Source organism: Acrocarpospora macrocephala (assembly GCF_009687865.1).
GTDB classification, from domain to species: Bacteria; Actinomycetota; Actinomycetes; order Streptosporangiales; family Streptosporangiaceae; genus Acrocarpospora; species Acrocarpospora macrocephala.
Genome location: NZ_BLAE01000017.1, coordinates 54497 through 70302 on the forward strand (window position 1 = coordinate 54497; position 15806 = coordinate 70302).

General features: G+C 69.3%; 13 protein-coding genes. 7 read left to right on the plus strand and 6 right to left on the minus strand.

What is annotated here, in order from left to right; all coding sequences use genetic code 11:
* Positions 1–4: 4 nt before the first annotated feature.
* Both Amac_RS16490 and Amac_RS16495 read left to right on the plus strand, forming a co-directional pair.
* Positions 5–409, plus strand: a complete 405-nt coding sequence (locus Amac_RS16490; RefSeq protein WP_155355269.1) for an FMN-binding protein — start codon at positions 5–7, stop codon at positions 407–409.
* Positions 406–1221, plus strand: coding sequence for an FAD:protein FMN transferase (locus Amac_RS16495; protein ID WP_246268392.1), 816 nt, complete (start codon positions 406–408; stop codon positions 1219–1221). Before Amac_RS16490 ends, Amac_RS16495 begins: the two co-directional genes overlap by 4 nt.
* A 57-nt stretch (positions 1222–1278) precedes the next feature.
* On the opposite strand, the gene Amac_RS16500 is transcribed toward Amac_RS16495, so the two are convergent.
* The 3 genes from Amac_RS16500 to Amac_RS16510 form a co-directional block, all read right to left on the minus strand.
* Positions 1279–3339 (minus strand): family 43 glycosylhydrolase, encoded by a 2061-nt coding sequence (locus Amac_RS16500; protein WP_155355270.1) that lies wholly within the window; start codon positions 3337–3339, stop codon positions 1279–1281.
* On the minus strand, positions 3339–6059 hold the full coding sequence (locus Amac_RS16505) for a beta-L-arabinofuranosidase domain-containing protein (protein WP_155355271.1): 2721 nt from the start codon (positions 6057–6059) through the stop codon (positions 3339–3341). The genes Amac_RS16500 and Amac_RS16505 overlap by 1 nt, the downstream gene beginning before the upstream one ends.
* A gap of 196 nt (positions 6060–6255) precedes the next feature.
* A complete protein-coding gene (locus tag Amac_RS16510; RefSeq protein ID WP_155355272.1) occupies positions 6256–7773 on the minus strand; it encodes a glycoside hydrolase family 62 protein in 1518 nt (505 codons plus the stop codon).
* A 511-nt stretch (positions 7774–8284) separates the two neighbouring features.
* On the opposite strand from Amac_RS16510, the gene Amac_RS16515 reads away from it, so the two are divergent.
* Positions 8285–9328: a LacI family DNA-binding transcriptional regulator gene (locus Amac_RS16515; protein ID WP_155355273.1), complete on the plus strand. Its 1044-nt coding sequence runs from the start codon at positions 8285–8287 to the stop codon at positions 9326–9328.
* On the opposite strand, the gene Amac_RS57930 is transcribed toward Amac_RS16515, so the two are convergent.
* From Amac_RS57930 to Amac_RS16530, 3 genes are all read right to left on the minus strand, one after another.
* A complete protein-coding gene (locus Amac_RS57930) occupies positions 9291–9710 on the minus strand; it encodes a glycoside hydrolase family 68 protein (RefSeq protein ID WP_155355373.1) in 420 nt (139 codons plus the stop codon). The genes Amac_RS16515 and Amac_RS57930 overlap by 38 nt on opposite strands.
* Positions 9711–9891: 181 nt before the next feature.
* A complete protein-coding gene (locus Amac_RS16525; protein WP_155355274.1) occupies positions 9892–10764 on the minus strand; it encodes an ROK family protein in 873 nt (290 codons plus the stop codon).
* Positions 10765–10768: 4 nt separating this feature from the next.
* A complete protein-coding gene (locus tag Amac_RS16530) occupies positions 10769–11206 on the minus strand; it encodes a carbohydrate ABC transporter permease (protein ID WP_218041121.1) in 438 nt (145 codons plus the stop codon).
* 28 nt (positions 11207–11234) lie between these two features.
* Between Amac_RS16530 and Amac_RS16535 the strand changes: the two genes are divergently transcribed.
* The 4 genes from Amac_RS16535 (at position 11235) to Amac_RS16550 (ending at position 15800) form a co-directional block, all read left to right on the plus strand.
* Positions 11235–11654 (plus strand): substrate-binding domain-containing protein, encoded by a 420-nt coding sequence (locus Amac_RS16535; protein ID WP_155355275.1) that lies wholly within the window; start codon positions 11235–11237, stop codon positions 11652–11654.
* Between the two features lie 269 nt (positions 11655–11923).
* Positions 11924–13366 (plus strand): endo alpha-1,4 polygalactosaminidase, encoded by a 1443-nt coding sequence (locus Amac_RS16540; protein ID WP_170322518.1) that lies wholly within the window; start codon positions 11924–11926, stop codon positions 13364–13366.
* Positions 13367–13460: 94 nt separating this feature from the next.
* Complete coding sequence (locus Amac_RS16545; protein WP_170322519.1) at positions 13461–14072, plus strand: FMN-binding negative transcriptional regulator; 612 nt, start codon at positions 13461–13463, stop codon at positions 14070–14072.
* Between the two features lie 66 nt (positions 14073–14138).
* Complete coding sequence (locus Amac_RS16550) at positions 14139–15800, plus strand: PucR family transcriptional regulator (protein WP_155355278.1); 1662 nt, start codon at positions 14139–14141, stop codon at positions 15798–15800.
* Positions 15801–15806: the final 6 nt, after the last annotated feature.

Consider the following 15806-nt stretch of genomic DNA (forward strand, 5'->3'; position numbering starts at 1 on the left):
GTCCGTGCGCGCAACGCTTCTCGCCATCGTGGCCACCGTGTTCGGGCTGGTGCTGCTGCTGTCCTTCAAACCCCACGAGCTGACGGCGGCGCAACCGCCTCCGGCGGCGCTGAGCCAGGACGGCCCAGCCCCCGCCGGTCAGGTGGAGGGGGACAGTGTGGACACCCGGTGGGGGCCGGTGCAGGTCGCGATCAGCGTCGCCGGCGGGAAGATCACGGCGATCGACGTCCTGCGCGCCCCCGACGGCAACCGGCGCGACATCGAGATCAACGATCGGGCCCTGCCGATTCTCACCCAGGAGGCGCTGGCGGCGCAGAGCGCGAGTATCGACACCGTCTCCGGCGCCACCTACACCAGCGAGGGCTACATCGGCTCACTGCAGAGCGCGATCGACAGGGCCGGCCTGTGATCCGCCACGTCGAGCATGTCATGGGCACGGTGTTCTCCTTCGACGTACGGCACGGCGAGCAGGCGTGGCCGGCCGTGAAGGCAGCCGTAGCCCTGCTCCACCGGGTCGACGAGGTCTTCTCCCCCTATCGGCCGGACAGCGCGATCAGCCGGCTCGGCCGTGGCGAGACGACACCGGCGCGGTGCCCGGCTGAGGTGATGGACGTGCTGGCCCTGTGCGCCCGTGCCGAGCAGGCCACCGGTGGCTACTTCAGCGTCGTGCCCGACCGGCGTCTGGACCCCTCGGGGCTGGTCAAGGGCTGGGCCATCGAGCGGGCCTCGATGCTGCTGCGCGAGCGCGGCGCCCCCCGGCACTGCGTGAACGGCGGCGGCGACGTGCGCCTCGGATCGGCCCCCGAGCCCGGCCGGCCGTGGCGGGTCGGCATCGCCCATCCGCTCCGGCCCGGTGACCTGCTCACCGTGGTCGAAGGGTGTGACCTGGCCGTGGCCACCTCAGGCGTCGCCGAGCGCGGCCCGCACATCATCGACCCGCACACCGGACGCCCGGCCCTCGAGCTGGCTTCCCTCACTCTGGTCGGCGAAGACCTGACGATGGTGGACGCCTACGCCACCGCCGCATTCGCGATGGGCGACAATGCCCGCGACTGGGTGCGGGCGACTCCCGGCGTCGAAGCGCTGGCGGTGACGGCCTCCGGCCGTACCTGGCGGACCAGCGGCTTCCCCGCCACGACGGATCGGCCCGCGCGAGGCTTGGGGTCCGGGTGTGTTGCGCGGCGGCCGCCTGCGGCCAGTCGCCACGGACAGCCCGGCTAAGAGGGTGGCCACCATCGTGACGACAGCCAGGAGTTTGATCTTCACGGCTCACTCCTTCTACGGGGTGGTGAGGTCGAATCGGCGCACGGTCACCGCGCCGCCGAGGGCCTGGGTGGCGTAGTTGAAGATCCCGAACCGGTAGCCCATGAAGAACTGCCAGGCGTTGTTCAACGTGAAGGCTGGGCCGAGGGCGGTGAAGTTGGTCCCGTCGGTGCTGTAGGAGAAGCGGGCCTGTCGGCCCGAGCCCGGGCGGATGTCGGCGTTGACGCGTAGCCAGATCCGGCCGCCGGAGACGTTCGCGCTCGCGGCCTCGGTGCCGGTTCCGGTGGTCTGCCAGCTGCTGTTCATGGTCAGACCGTTGGTCATCACCACGCGGGTGGAGCCGTTGTCGCGTTTGACGCCGATCCAGGCCGAGGAGTCGCGGAGCATGGCCAGCCCGGCCCGGTCACCGTTGGCCATCGTGGCGTAGTCGAGCTCGATCGTCGCGGTGGAGGACGGGCCCTGGATGCGGTGGGTCAGGGTGTTGCGGGCGTTGTACAGATCGTTGGTGACGGTCGCCGTCTGCAGGCGCAGGCCGCTGCCTGCCGACCACCTGCTGTTGTCGGGGTTGTGGTTCCATTCCCACCGGTGGCCGAGCGTGCCCGAGGTGAAGGTGTCGGCGCCGATCATCGGCTGGACGGTCCTGGTGGTCTGGATGTTCGGTTTCGGGTAGGTGACGCCCCATCCGCCGTTGACGGTCTGGATGGTGGGCCAGCCGTCGCCGGTCCAGGTGATCGGCGCCAGGGCCGGGACGCGGCCGCCGGGGTAGGCGTCGATGAAGGACATGTAGTACCAGGCGCCGTTCTGGGTCTGGACCAGGCCGCCCTGGTGGGGCACGCCGCCGCCGGAGATCGGGCCGGGCATGTTGAGCAGGACCTGGCGCATCTCGTACGGGCCGAACGGGCTGGTCGAGCGGAGCACGTATTGGCCGTTGGCGGGGCGGGTCAGCCAGATGTAGTAGTAGCCGCCCCGCTTGTAGAAGCGAGCGCCCTCAAGGGTGCCGACGCTGGACGGCGTGGTGAACACCTGCTGGGCGCGGACCTGGCTGAGCCCGTCGGCGGACAGCTGCGCGACGCTGATGGCGCTGTTGCCGTAGGCGACGTACATCGTGTCGTTGTCGTCGATCAGCAGGCCGGCGTCGTAGTAGCAGTTGTTGATCTGGGAGCGCTTGGTCCAGGTGCCGTCCACCGCCGAGGCGGTGTAGACGTAGGTGCGGTTGAACTCGACGCAGCCGAGCCAGTAGTACGTGCTGTTGCTCGGCCGGTGGTTCAGGGTGGAGGCCCAGATGCCTTTCACGTACGCCCGGCCGCCGTTGAGGTCGTAGGCGGTCGAGCCGAAGTCGAGCCGGGGCACCGAGTGGCCCGCGTACTCCCAGTCGACCAGGTTGTAGGAGCGCAGGATCGGCGCGCCCGGCGAGTAGTGCATCGTCGAGGCCGAGTAGTAGTAGGCGTCGCCGACCCGGATGATGTCGCCGTCGGCGAAGTCCTGCCAGACGACCGGGTTGTTGTAGGTGCCCCCCGGGTTCGGCGTTGGTGTGGGGGACGGGCTCGGGCCGCTGCCGACCTGGACGAGTTGCCACTGCTGGTTGTTGCCGCCCCAGTCGGCGTATTGGACGATGTTGGCGCCGTCGGCGGTGGAGGCGTTCTGGACTTCGACGGCTTTGCTGCTGTTGCGGTTGATGAGCCGGACGTAGCCGTCGGAGGAGTCGGCGAGGCGGAACTGCTGGTTGGCGCCGTTGCCGTCGGCCCATTGCACGATCGCGGCGCCGTCGGCGGTGGACCAGTTGTAGACGTCCAGGACCTTGCCGGAGTGGCGGGACTTCAGCCGGTAGTAGCCGCCGCCGGAGTCGACGAACTGCCATTGTTGCTGGTTGCCGTTGTTGCGGGTCCATTGGGTGATGCGGGCGCCGTCGTTGGTGGCCAGGTTGTAGACGTCCAGGGCCTTGCCGCTGGTGCGGTTGAGCAGGACGTACCAGGCGCTGGTGTCGACGGTGGCGGCCGACGCGGTGGGCGTGACGATGGTGAGCAAGCTGCCCGCGAGCAACGCCGGCAGGATGATGGCCAGAACGCGTCTGAGCATCACAGGAACCTCCAGAGGTTGTTGCCGGAGCCGTTGTCGTCGGCGAGCACGACCTGCGCGCCCTGCGCGGTGCCGCCGAGGCCGAGCACCCGGCCGCCGTTGGCGCACTGGATGCGGAAGGTGCCGTTCGCGCCGTGCCGGAGCCGCCAGCGGTGGTCGTCAGTGCCGTTGTCGGCCCACTGGACCACCCGCGCCCCGGCGGCGGTGGACGCGTTCTCCACGCCGAGCACCTTGGTGCTGTTGGAGTTGCGCAGCCGCAGGTAGCCGCCGGTGTCGACGAGCGCGGTCCACAGGTGGTCGGCGGTGCCGGTGTCACCCCACTGGACGACCAGGCCGCCGTCGGCGGTGGACATGCCGGTGACGCCGAGCACCATTCCGGTCGCCGCGTTCTGGATGCGCCGCGCGCCGTTGGGCACGAACCGCCACTGGTTGTCCGCGGAGCCGTTGTCGGGATCCTGCACCACCTGGGCGCCGTTGGCCGTCGAGCCGTTCTGGATGGCCAGCAGCTTGCCGCTGTTGACGTTGCGGATCTTGTGGGAGCCGTCGCCGACGTCGACGATCGTCCAGCGGTGGTCGGCGGTGCCGTTGTCGGCCCACTGGACCACCCGCGCGCCGTCGGCCGTCGACATGTTCTCGACGCCGAGCACCTTGCCGCTGTTGACGTTGCGGAACTTCAGGGCATTGCCGTCCACGACCGGTACCCAGTCGTGGTCGGCGGTGCCGTTGTCGGTCCACTGCAACGCCAGGCCGCCGTCGGCGGTGGACATGTTCTGGATGCCCAGGGCAAGGCCGCTGGCCGCGTTGATCAGCCGGAAGCTCGCCGCTCCTGCGGCGCCGGTGGCGTTCCAGTAGACGGTGTAGTTGTGGCCGTGGGCGTCGTAGAACGGGCCCAGGTTGACCGTCGACCCGTTCGCCGTGGCGGTGAAGGCGAGCGACGACGTGCTGGTCCTGGCTACCGACGAGGCGGTCAGCGCGGGCAGCGCCGACAGGCTGGTGTCGCCGTAGTTGCCCGACAGCACGACCGGTCCGTACGTGACGGCCTGGACGTTGGGGTTGTCGTTGGCGGCCTTCATGATCACCCGCATGGGCAGCCGCACGGTGACCGTGTCGCCCGACGTCCACGACCGGGTCAGCTCCGCGTAGGTGCCCGGGGTGGTCGCGATGTTCTGCTGCGCCCCGTTGACGCTGATCGTGGCGCCCTGCGTCCACGCGGGGATCCGGATCCGCATCCCCCACGAACCGCTCACGTTGCCCGTGACCTGCACCGACACCGTGTCGCTCACCGGGTACGACGTCGTCTGCGTCACCGTGATGCCGCGCTGCGACCAGTTCAGCGTCGAGGGCGCGAACAGGTTCACGAACAAGGTCGAGCCGTTGTGGAAGTAGATCGAGTCCATGAGCATCGTGTTCACCTCCAGGCCGGTGCCCTGGCAGCACCAGAAGGTGGAGTAGTCGGTGCTCCAGGTGCCGCCGCCCCAGGCCGGGCCCACGCCACGGCGGCCGCCGGGGTTGAGCGGAGTGAAGTAGGTGATGTGCCCGCGGCTGTCGGCGGGGTTCTGCATGCCGAGCAGGTGGTTGAGCAGCGCTCGCTCGAAGTAGTCGAAGTAGTCGGCCCGGGAGGGGGACAGCAGCCACAGCTCCCGGGTCAGCTTGAGCATGTTGTAGGTGTTGCACGCCTCGCCGGTGTCCCGCGCCAGGTAGGCGGCGATGGCGTTCGGCGCGCGGAAGAACTCGCCCTGGCTGTTGCCGCCGATCACGTACGTGTGCGCGCTGACCGTGATGTTCCACGCGTTGGCGGCGATGTCGCGGTAGCGGGTGGTGCCGGTGGCCTTGTACTCGCGGGCCGCGCCGATCCACTTGGGGACCTGGGTGTTGGCGTGCAGGCCGTTGAGCTGGTCCTGGTTGGCCGCCAGAGGGTTGAAGACGGCGGCGTGGTCGAAGCGCTGGGCGGCGGTCAGCCAGCGCGAGTCGCCCGTCATCTGGTACAGGTCGGTGAGCACGGCGTTCATGCCGCCGAACTCGGTGCCCAGCATCGACTGCATCTGGCTGGAGCTCAGCCGGGCCGTCCGCCAGTCGACCCAGCCGGCGAGTGCCAGGAGCACGCTTCTGGCCTGGGTGGTGCCGATGTGCCGCCACACGTCCAGCAGCCCGGCCAGGGTCTTGTGGATGCAGTAGTACGGCACGTTGCCGTTGCTCAGCGTCCGGGCTTCTACGGCGCTGAATTCCGACTCCGGGAAACCCGACAGGTAACCGGTGTTGAATCCGGCGGCGCTGTTGTTGGCCTGGCATTTGGCCAGCTCGGCGACCAGGTAGGTGGCTTTGTCCCGGCAGGTGGTGTCGCCGGTCACCGCCCACGCCTGCGCCCAGGCGGTCAGGAAGTGGCCTTGGAAGTGGCTGCGGAAGGGGAAGCTGGGGGCGTCCCAGCCGCCGTTGGCCGAAGCGCCGTTGGTGGACAGGCGGTGATTGGACCGGAAGACGTACAGCAGCCGGTCGACGTCGACGAAACGCAGGTAGTTCAGGGTGCGGTTCTGGTTGTCCAGCCACCGGCCCGGGGACAGGCGCACCTGGCCGAGGTCGAATCCGTAGGCGGACACACCGATGTCGGATCGCACGGGGGCGATGGCGGCCTGGGCGGCGGACGTACCGGCGACCTGACCGGCGGCCGAGAGCGCGACGGTCGCGCCCGCGGCCTGGAAGAGCTGGCGACGGCTCAGAGACATGAGGGCTCCTGAAGAGAACGGGGGATGAGGTGGCCGGCCGATGTCCCGGCGGCCGGCCACCCGGCTTTCACCTGGCCAGGCCGGGTCACCGTCTGCCCGGGCCCCGATCCCGGGTAGACGGCCTCTCCCGTGTCAGTTGGCCAGTGCTCTGGGAGCGGTGGTCAGGATCGCGGTGGGGAGCATGCCGGCTCTGGTGTCAGCAGGGGGAGTTGGTCTGGGTGAGCAGGCCGAGCCGCCAGGGCAGTCGGTTGTAGTCGCCGCCCGCGTTGGGATCCAGGCCCTGGTAGAGGTAGCGCAGGTTGCACGGGCTGATCGTGAGCGTCTGGTCGTAGCCGTCGCGGAGCATCTCGCCGTGGCTGATGTCGCGGGTCCAGGCCGTGCCGGAGAAGGTCACGTTGTTGGCCCGGGCGAAGGGGTTGGACTCCTGGTCGGCCAGCGGCGTCCACGAGCCGCCGATACTGGTCGAGGTCCAGGAGCGGAACCAGCGGCGGCCATCGCTGCCGATCGCCTCGTTGAGCAGCAGGTAACGCTCCTGGCCCTTGATCTTGTAGATGTTGGCGGCCTCGAACAGGCGGTTGCGGTTGCTGTCCTGGAGGGCGATGACCGGCTGGGAGAACCCGTTGGGGAAGTTCGCCACGGTGGTCTGCGAGCGGTACAGGTGGCCGTTGTCGTCCGAGGAGAACAGGTAGCAGTTGACGTTGTCGCAGCTCACCCACATGTCGACCCAGTAGCCGTTGCCGATGTTCTGCCGGATGATGTCGGGCATGCCGGAGTAGAAGTGACTCGGCGCGCTCCAGGACCTCGGGTTGGTGATGTCCGTGGTCGTGGAGTACGAGGCATTGCCGGTCTGGTAGACGAGGTACCACCGGTTCTGCGGCGCGAAGTAGAACACCTGCGGGGCGGCGCGGTAGCCGGTGCCGATCCCGCTCTGGTCCAGGTAGTGGTGGGTGGCGCTGGCGGCCTGGGCCCAGTCGGTGAAGTTCAGGTAGACCAGGTTGTAGCCGCCCGTGGAACTCGCGGTGGAGGCGAACACGTGCCAGCGGCCGTTGTAGTAGACCACCGAGGGATCCTTGACCGCGGCGATGTTGTGCGTGGCGTCCGACTTGGGGCCGATCAGGGGTCCGCTGGACTGCCATCGGAAGCTGGCGGGCAGGTTCCCCGGGCTACTCGGCGACGGCGACGGGCTGGGGCTCGGGCTGGGTGTGGGCGTGGGCGTTGGGGTCGGCGTCGGGGTTGGGGAGGATGGCGTCCCCGTGCACGGGGTGCCGTTGAGGGCGAAGGAGGCCGGGACCGGGTTGGACCCGCTCCAGGTGCCGTTGAAGCCGAGGCCGGTGTTCCCGCCGGAGGGGATCGAGGCGTTGTAACCGGCGTCGGTGAGGGTGACGTTCGCCCCGCTCTGGGTGGCCGTGCTGTTCCACGCCTGGGTGATCTGCTGGCCCGCCCCGAAGGCCCAGGTCAGCCGCCAGCCGTTGACCGCGTCACCGAGGTTGCGGATGACGATGTTCGCGGTGAAGCCGGGGTTCCACTGGTTCGCGATGGCGTATTCGACCCGGCAGGCCACCGCGCCCTGGGCGCTCGTCGCGGTCAGCGGGCTGAGCCCGGCCATCGCCAGGACCGACACCGCGAGCACCACCAGCCTGCGATACCTCGCCGGCCGGTGCGTGGGCGCGGCGACCTTGTGCTGTCGTGCGGGTGCACGAGGGATGAAGCGCATCCATGACTCCCTGTGGTTACGTCCTCGTCGGGGCTCCTCGACGGCCGACCTGGTCAGGGGCGGTTCTGTGTTAGCGCTAACATTTCAAGAAGCACGGGTGCCTCCTGACCTGTGCCGGAAGGGCTGTGATGTCGCGGAGTACATCCAACGCCTGGAGACCCGTCAACGACCTGTCGCTCTCGGCGACCGTCGCGCTGTGCGCCACACGTTTCCCAGCCTGGACTTTTCGTCCAGTGATGGAGATATCGCGAACAGCATGATTCGTGAACGTTTCACGGAAGTAGCCAGGTCATACATCGTAGATTTCGTGATCCATGTACGTAACTTCACCGGAGCCGGGGAGTGGCTAGGTCATCCATCTAAGATCTATCGGCTCCGAAAGTTTCTATAAATATCCGATAGTTTAGGGTGGCAGATGCGGGAACTCTTCGGACCCTGCTCCCAATCTCCTTGTGAGAGCAGCACAAACAGCAATGATCGAAGTCCGAAAGCGCGCGGCTAGACTCTCCCCATGACCACGACCGAGGAACCGTACGCCACCGGCTCCCCGCCAGCGCAGGCGCTGACTCTGGCACAACTGGCGGAGCTGGCCGGGGTGTCCACGGCGACGGTCTCCAAGGTGGTCAACGGCCGCTCCGAGGTCGGCCCGGAGACCCGCGCCCTGATCGAGGGTCTCATCCGCGAGCACGGTTACCGCAGGCAGCGCCGGCGGGCCAAGGCGACGGGCCTCATCGAGCTGGTCTTCCATGAGCTGGCGGGCGACTACCCGACAGAGGTAATAAAAGGGGTTCAGCAGGTAGCGCGCCAACACCATCTGGCCGTGGTGCTCTCCGAACTGGGGGGCAGTCATACCCCTGGGCGCGACTGGATCGAGGACGTGCTCAGCCACCGCCCGGACGGCGTGATCACGGTCTTCTCCAGCCCGACCGACGGCCAGCGCGACCAGCTCGCCACCCGTGAAATCCCTCTGGTGGTGCTGGATCCGGCCGGTGACCCGGGCCACCGGGTCCCGTCGGTGGGCGCGGCCAACTGGAGCGGCGGCCTGGTGGCCACCCGCCATCTGCTGGAACTCGGCCACCGGCGCATCGCCATCATCACCGGCCCCGAGTACGCGCTGTCCAGCCGGGCCCGCCTGGACGGCTACCGCGCCGCGCTCGACACCGCCGGGGTGCCGATCGACCCGGAACTGATCTGCCCCGGCGCCTTCCTGATCGAGGACGGCCTGCTCCAGGCCCGTCGCCTGATGCGCCTGCCCGACCCGCCCACCGCGATCTTCACCTGTAACGACGGCCAGGCCATCGGCGTCTACCACGCGGCCCATGAACTGCGGCTGCGCATCCCCGACGACCTGAGCGTGATCGGCTTCGACGACATGCCCGCGTGGCGCTGGGCCATCCCGCCGCTGACCACGATCCGCCAGCCGCTGACGGAGATGGGTGCCACGGCGGCCACCATGCTGATCACCCTCGCCCAGGGCGAGCCGCTGCGACAGAACCGGGTCGAGCTGGGCACCGAACTCATCGTCCGGGGGAGCACCGCGCCGCGTCCGCGCTAGCCGAAAGTTTCGAAACGGTCCCGTTGAGGGTGAGCCGGAGAAACGGTGCGATGGTCCCCCCGAAATGGGACCGCGTCAGTTCGGCATCCGCATCGGTGGTTCGGTAGTTGACGAAGCTCACCACCCGCAGGTCGGTCAGCACCATCCAGGCGTACGCCTGGTCAGGCTGGGCGGAGGGGTTCCCGATCACCAGCCCCGATCCGTTCAGTGGCTCGTATGGCCCGGTCAGGCGGGGAGCCACGAAGCCGTAGAGCCCGGTGGGCGCCGACCCCGGGGGTTCGAACGAGTGGCGCTGGGTGCAGAAGAACAGGTAGTACGACGACTCGTGGACGACGACATGCGGACGTTCGATCTCCCGGTTGATCCCGTCCGCCGTGAGCAGGGGCGTACCCCCACAGCTCGCGGCCGAGGTGCACCGACGCGGAGCCGTCCTCTTCCTGGACCGGCCACATGTCCCACAGGTCCAGGTCGGGCAGTATCCGCGGTGGCGAGCCCAGGATGAGGGGCGCCGTCGTCGCGGCGTCCTCGGCGATCAGGTCGAGGTGGTGTCGGGTCCAGTGCATCTAGGGTGTGCTCACTTCACGTGCCAGTTCGACGGCTCCCGTGACGCCGGAGAGGTCGCCGAGGGACGGCCCGACGAGGTAGGCGTCCATGGCCGCCTGGTCGTTCGGGTAGCCGGCGGCCAGATCGAGTACGCGGGCCCGTACCTCCTCGATGAGGGAGGGATGTTTCGCCACGCCCCCGCCCACGATGACGCGCTGGGGGGACAGCGTGTAGGTCAGGGTGAGCACGGCGAGCGCGAGGTACTCGGCCTCGAGCCGCCACGCCGCGGCGTCCTCCACCTGTTCGGCGGGCCGTCCCCAGCGCTGCCGCATCGCCTCACCCGAGGCGAGCCCTTCCAGACAGTCTCCATGGAAGGGACAACAACCGGCGAAGGGGTCACGACCGATGTCATGGGGAACGCGTATATGTCCGAACTCGGGGTGCGCCTGCCCGTGCAGCGGACGGCCGTGGACGATGGCGCCCATGCCGATGCCGGTGCCCACGGTCACGTACGCGACCGTGTGCAGGCCACGGCCCGCGCCGTGCCGCGCCTCGCCCAGCGCGGCCCCGTTCACGTCGGTGTCGAAGCCGACGGGGACCTTCAGCGCGGTACGCAGGGGCGTGACGACATCGGTGTTCGCCCACCCCGGCTTGGGCGTGGCGGTGATATGGCCGTACGTCGGCGAGCCGGGATCCAGATCGACGGGACCGAAACTGGCGACGCCGATCGCGGCCAGGGCGTCGTGGCCCAGGAAGAACCGCACCGCCTCGGGGATGGTCCGCGCCGGGGTCGTCGTCGGTATCACCTCGGTCGCGAGCACGCGTCCGTCCTCGTCGGCGACCGCGCACACCCACTTCGTGCCGCCCGCCTCGACGGCTCCATAGATCGGCAAGTGATCAGCCCTTCAGTGAGCCCTGCAGCAGAGCGGTGACGAACCGCCGCTGGAAAATGAGGAAGATCACCAGTGTAGGCGCCAGGATCAGCAGCGCTCCCGCGCACAGCAGCGGGATGTCGGTGCCCCACTGCCCCTGGAAGGCCCCGAGCGCGCCGGACATCGTGCGGTGCAGCGGATCGTCGACCAGGACGATGGCCAGCAGGAACTGATTCCACGTCCACAGGAACAGCAGGATCGCCAGCGACGAGGTCGCCGGGGCGGCCAGCGGGACGTGCACCCGCCAGAAGAGCTGCCACACGTTCGCCCCGTCGATCCGCGCGCTCTCGGACAGCTCCTCGGGCATGTTCACGAAGTGCGCGCGCATCCAGAAGACGGAGAACGGCATGAACAGCCCGATGAGCGGCAGGATGATCGCCCACCTGGTGTTGAGGATCCCCATGTCGCGCACCAGGTAGTACAGCGGCGTGATGATGCCCTCGAACGGCAGCGTCGGGGCGGCCGGGGTCAGGATCGCGGGCGGCCGGGTCTGCCGGGACTGGCAGCCGGAGTACGGCCTGGCCGCGACTCGCGCCCTGCTGGAGACCGCTCGCCCGCGTGCCCTGATCTGCCTCAACGATCGGCTGGCGTTCGGGGCGTACCAGGCACTGGACGATGCGGGCCTGAGCGTCCCCGCGGATGTGTCGGTCGTCTCGTTCGACGACCATCCCCTCGCCTCATGGATGCGCCCCAAGCTCACCACGGTGGCCCTGCCGCACTACGAACTCGGCCGCAAGGCCGTTGATGTCCTGTTCGCGGAGATGGGCCGGGACGGCGGTCGCCCAGGGGAGGTGCATCGGGTCCCCATGCCGGTACGCCACCGCGAGTCGGTCGCACCGCCGGGCTCCTGAACCCGCGTCCGGTGGGCAGCGCGGGATCGAGGTGCCACCACTCGTGCTGCGTGAGCCGCACCGAAAAGGTCGTTAATCGACTGGCCGAATTAATGGTATTTCGCTGAATGGCGCGGGTGATTTTCTGCGGCCGTCCGCAACTGGCATCCAAGTCGGCATTCCTAGTTTGGATCCCAGGCGCGGGCCGAAGGCGTACCAGACGACGGGCCGTGCCCGTTCGGGGCCGGTCGGGCTTCGGACTTTCTGTAACAGCTGAGACGGAGTATTCAGTGCATAGAAATTCCACGTTCCGGCGCGCCTTATTGGTGGCCGGGACCGTCCTGCTCACCATCGGGGGAATGCTCGCGGGGATCACCCCCGCGAATGCGGACACCACCACTCTGACGCCTGTATCGCTCACCACCGGCACGGGCTCGATCGGGAGTGGCCAGAGCGTTGGCAACCTGAGAGTTCAGGATCAGTCCAGCATCGCCGACGACTGGAACAAGTACGTCGAATTCCGCGGCCACACGGCGAACACCGCCTACAGCGGCCAGCTCACCTACACCCTGCCCCCGTCGGTCCCGGCCTCCTCGGTCAGCGGCGTGCAGTTGAAGGTCAACTACCGGGGGCCGTCGAGAGCCGAGCAGCAGTGGCAGTGGAGCGTCTACAACTTCGCCACCGGCTCCTGGGTCGTGCTGGGGGACAACACCGGCACCACCTCCTGGGGGATCTGGAAGGTGCTGACATTCAACGCCCCGGGTCCGCAGGCGGAGCTGGTGCAGGCGGCCACCGGGAACATCCTCGTCAGGATGACCTCCTCGAACGCCGCGGACGACGCCGATCTGGACTATGCGGGCCTGACTGTCACGCACGCCGAAACCACGCCGACGCCGACGCCCACGCCTACGCCTACGCCCGGTCCCGACCTGTGGCTGCCCGCCCAGACGGACCGCTGGCAGTACCAGCTTCAGCCCAACGCGACCGGCAGCGGCACGGCCGGTGGCATCAGACTCAACCTGTGCACCGTTTCGTACAGCGGCGGGTCGTGCGTCTCCCCGACCGTCTACGACATCGATCTGTACGCCCCTGACCACGTGACCCCGAACACGACCGCGGTCCAGGCCATCCACGCCGCAGGCAAGCACGCGATCTGCTACATCTCCGCCGGAACCTGGGAGGACTGGCGGCCCGACGCCGGCGACTTCCCCGAGTCGGTCAAGGGCAATGACGTGGACGGGGGCCCGGACGGCACCTGGCCGGGAGAGAAGTGGCTCGACGTGCGGAACCTGACCGTGCTGCTGCCCCTGATGGAGGCTCGCGTCGCCAAGTGCGAGCAGGCCGGTTTCGATTCGGTCGAGTTCGACAACGTCGACTCGTACCAGAACGGCCCGGGATTCGTGGTCAGCCCAGCTGACCAGCTCGCCTACAACCGGGCGCTGGCCGATCTGGCCCACGACCATGGTCTGTCGGCCGGGCTCAAGAACGATCTCGGCCAGGTCGCCGACCTGATCGACTGGTTCGACTACGCGATCAACGAGAGCTGCCAGGAGTACGACGAGTGCGACATCCTTGACCAGTTCCTCGGCGCGGGCAAGGCCGTGTTCCAGGTCGAGTACACCGACGAGGGGGCCACGGCGGCCGTCACCTGCCCGCCGGCCAACGCCGCAGGCCGCGACGCCATCCTCAAGACCCTCGACCTCAAGGCCACCCCCTGGCGACCTTGCCGCTGACCGGCACTCCATTGTCCGGCCCGCCAAGTTTCCCGCCGGGGCTTGGCGGGCCGCACACAGACACGGGATGTGTAACAGCTGTTGTATCTATCCCATGTTGGAACAACAGATCTACGCGTTCGACGACCCGGTGGCGTTGCGCGGGCTGATCGGCGCGTACGGCTGGGCGACGCTGGTGGCCGTCTCGGCGGAGGGCGAGCCGCTGGTCACGCACCTGCCGGTGATCCCCGACCCGGAGAATTCCGGCGCTGTCGTCGGTCATCTCGCCCGTACGGATCCGGCCGCGCGCGGGCTGGGGGAGCGGCCGGCCGTGCTGGTGGTCCAGGGGCCCCACGGGTACGTCTCCCCCTCGTTCTACCAGGCGGGGCCGTACGTGCCGACGTGGAACCACATCACCGTCCACCTGCACGGAACGCCGTGCGTGCTCGATCCCGAGGAGACCTACGCGGTGTTGTCGGCCACCGTGGACCACTTCGAGTCGGCGCGGCCCGAGCCGTTCCGGCTGGCGGACGTGGCCGGGTACGCCCGGCGGATCGCGCCCGCCACCACGGGATTCCGGCTGGTGCCCGCCAGGGTGGTGGCCAAGGCCAAACTGAGCCAGGACAAACCTGCGGAGATCATCGAAAGGGTCATCCACGCCCTGGAAACCGACGCCGTCCACCGCAACCCGCTGCTCGCCGCCGCGATGCGCGCCGCGTCCGGCTAGGGGTTGGCTTCTATTTCGGTCCGTTCTAAATTGAGCGACCCACCCCACGTTGAGGAAGGGGCGCTCGTGTCCTCAACCGATCCGACCCCCGACGGCACCATGACCCGTCCATACCGGCCTTCGATAGCGCAGGTGCTGGAGACGCTCGGCCCGCACGCGCTCTCCGCCGTGCACGTTCCCGACGCCGCCCTGCCCATCGGCGAGCCGGTGGTGCACGATCCGGACGACCAGCTCGACGACCGCCCCGCCTGCGTGCTGCTCGCCGTCGGCGCGCGCCCGTCCGCCCCCGAGACACGCGATCTCGTACGGCAGGCCGCGACCCGCAACTACCACGCCGTCGTCATCAAGGACCGGGGCGCCGATCTCGGCGAGCTGGCCGACGCCGCCCGCGAGGCGGGGGTGGCGCTCCTGGCCGCGCCGGCCGGGCTCCCCTGGCGCCAGCTCGACGCCCTGCTGACCGCCGCGATCTCCGGGCCGGGAGCGGCCACCCCGCCGTTCTCCTCCGTCGACGTGGGCGACCTGTTCGCCCTGGCCAACGCGATCGCCACCGCGCTCGGCGGGGCCACCTGCATCGAGGACGCCCAGGGCAACGTGCTCGCGCACTCCAACGTGCCCGGCCAGGAGATCGACGAGATCCGCGCCCAGGGCATCCTCGGCCGCAGGACGCCGCAGCGGCCGACCAACCGGCTGGAGTACAGCCGGGTGTTCCGCGCCGACGGGCCGGTGCGCTTTCCCAGCCTGGGTCCTGGCCACATGCGGCGGCTGGCCACGGCGGTGCGCGCGGGAGCGCAGTTGCTCGGCTTCATCTGGGTGCTGGACGGCGAACCTCCGGTCGTCCCCGACGCCCTGCGGTTGCTGGGCGCCGCGGCCCGGATCGCGGCGCCGCACCTGCTGCACTCGCGCAACCCCCCGCTGCGCCGCCGGCGGGCGGAGACGTTGCGCGCGCTGCTCGACGGTGAGGTCGCCGAGTCCGTCGCCGCCGCCCGGCTCGGCCTGCCGCCGGATTCCCCCGTGGCCGTGCTGGCCTTCGCGCCCGCGCGACCCGCCCCCCGGCAGGGCGCGGACGTGGTCGCCGCCACCGTCGTCGACCTGGTCTCCCTCGCGTGTGAGGCCTGGCACCACGGGGTCGTCTGCGCCACGGGCTGGAGCGTCGTCCACGCCCTGGTGCCGGTGCCGGAGGGCACGCCGCCCGACCGGCTGGTCCGGTTCGCCACGGACATCGCCGCCTCGGTCCGCGACGCCGCGGGGATCGCGCTGCACGTCGGCGTCGGCCCCGTCGCCGCCCGGCTGGAGGAGGTGCCCGCCTCGCGCCGGCGCGCCGACCGGATCATCCGGGTGCTGGCCGAGACGGCGGGCGAGCGCATGTGTGTCGCCACCGACGAGCGGGTGCGCGGCCGGATCGCCCTGCTCGACCTCGCCGACCGGGGCGACGCCGAGCCGGACCGGCTGCTCGAACCGGTCCGGCGCATGCTGGCGCACGACGCCGCGCACTCCGGCACGCACGCCATGACGTTGCTCGCCTACCTGGACAACTTCGGCGAGGCGGCCAGGGCCGCCGCCGAGCTGTCCATCCACGAGAACACGCTGCGCTACCGTGTCCGCCGCCTGCAGGAACTGTTCGGGATGGATCTCGCCGATCCGTCCGAGCGGCTGGTGATCTGGCTCCAGCTCCGGCTGCTCCAGCTGCGCGGCGAGCTCTCGTCGGCCACGACAAGGGCGGTGGGGTGAAAAGTC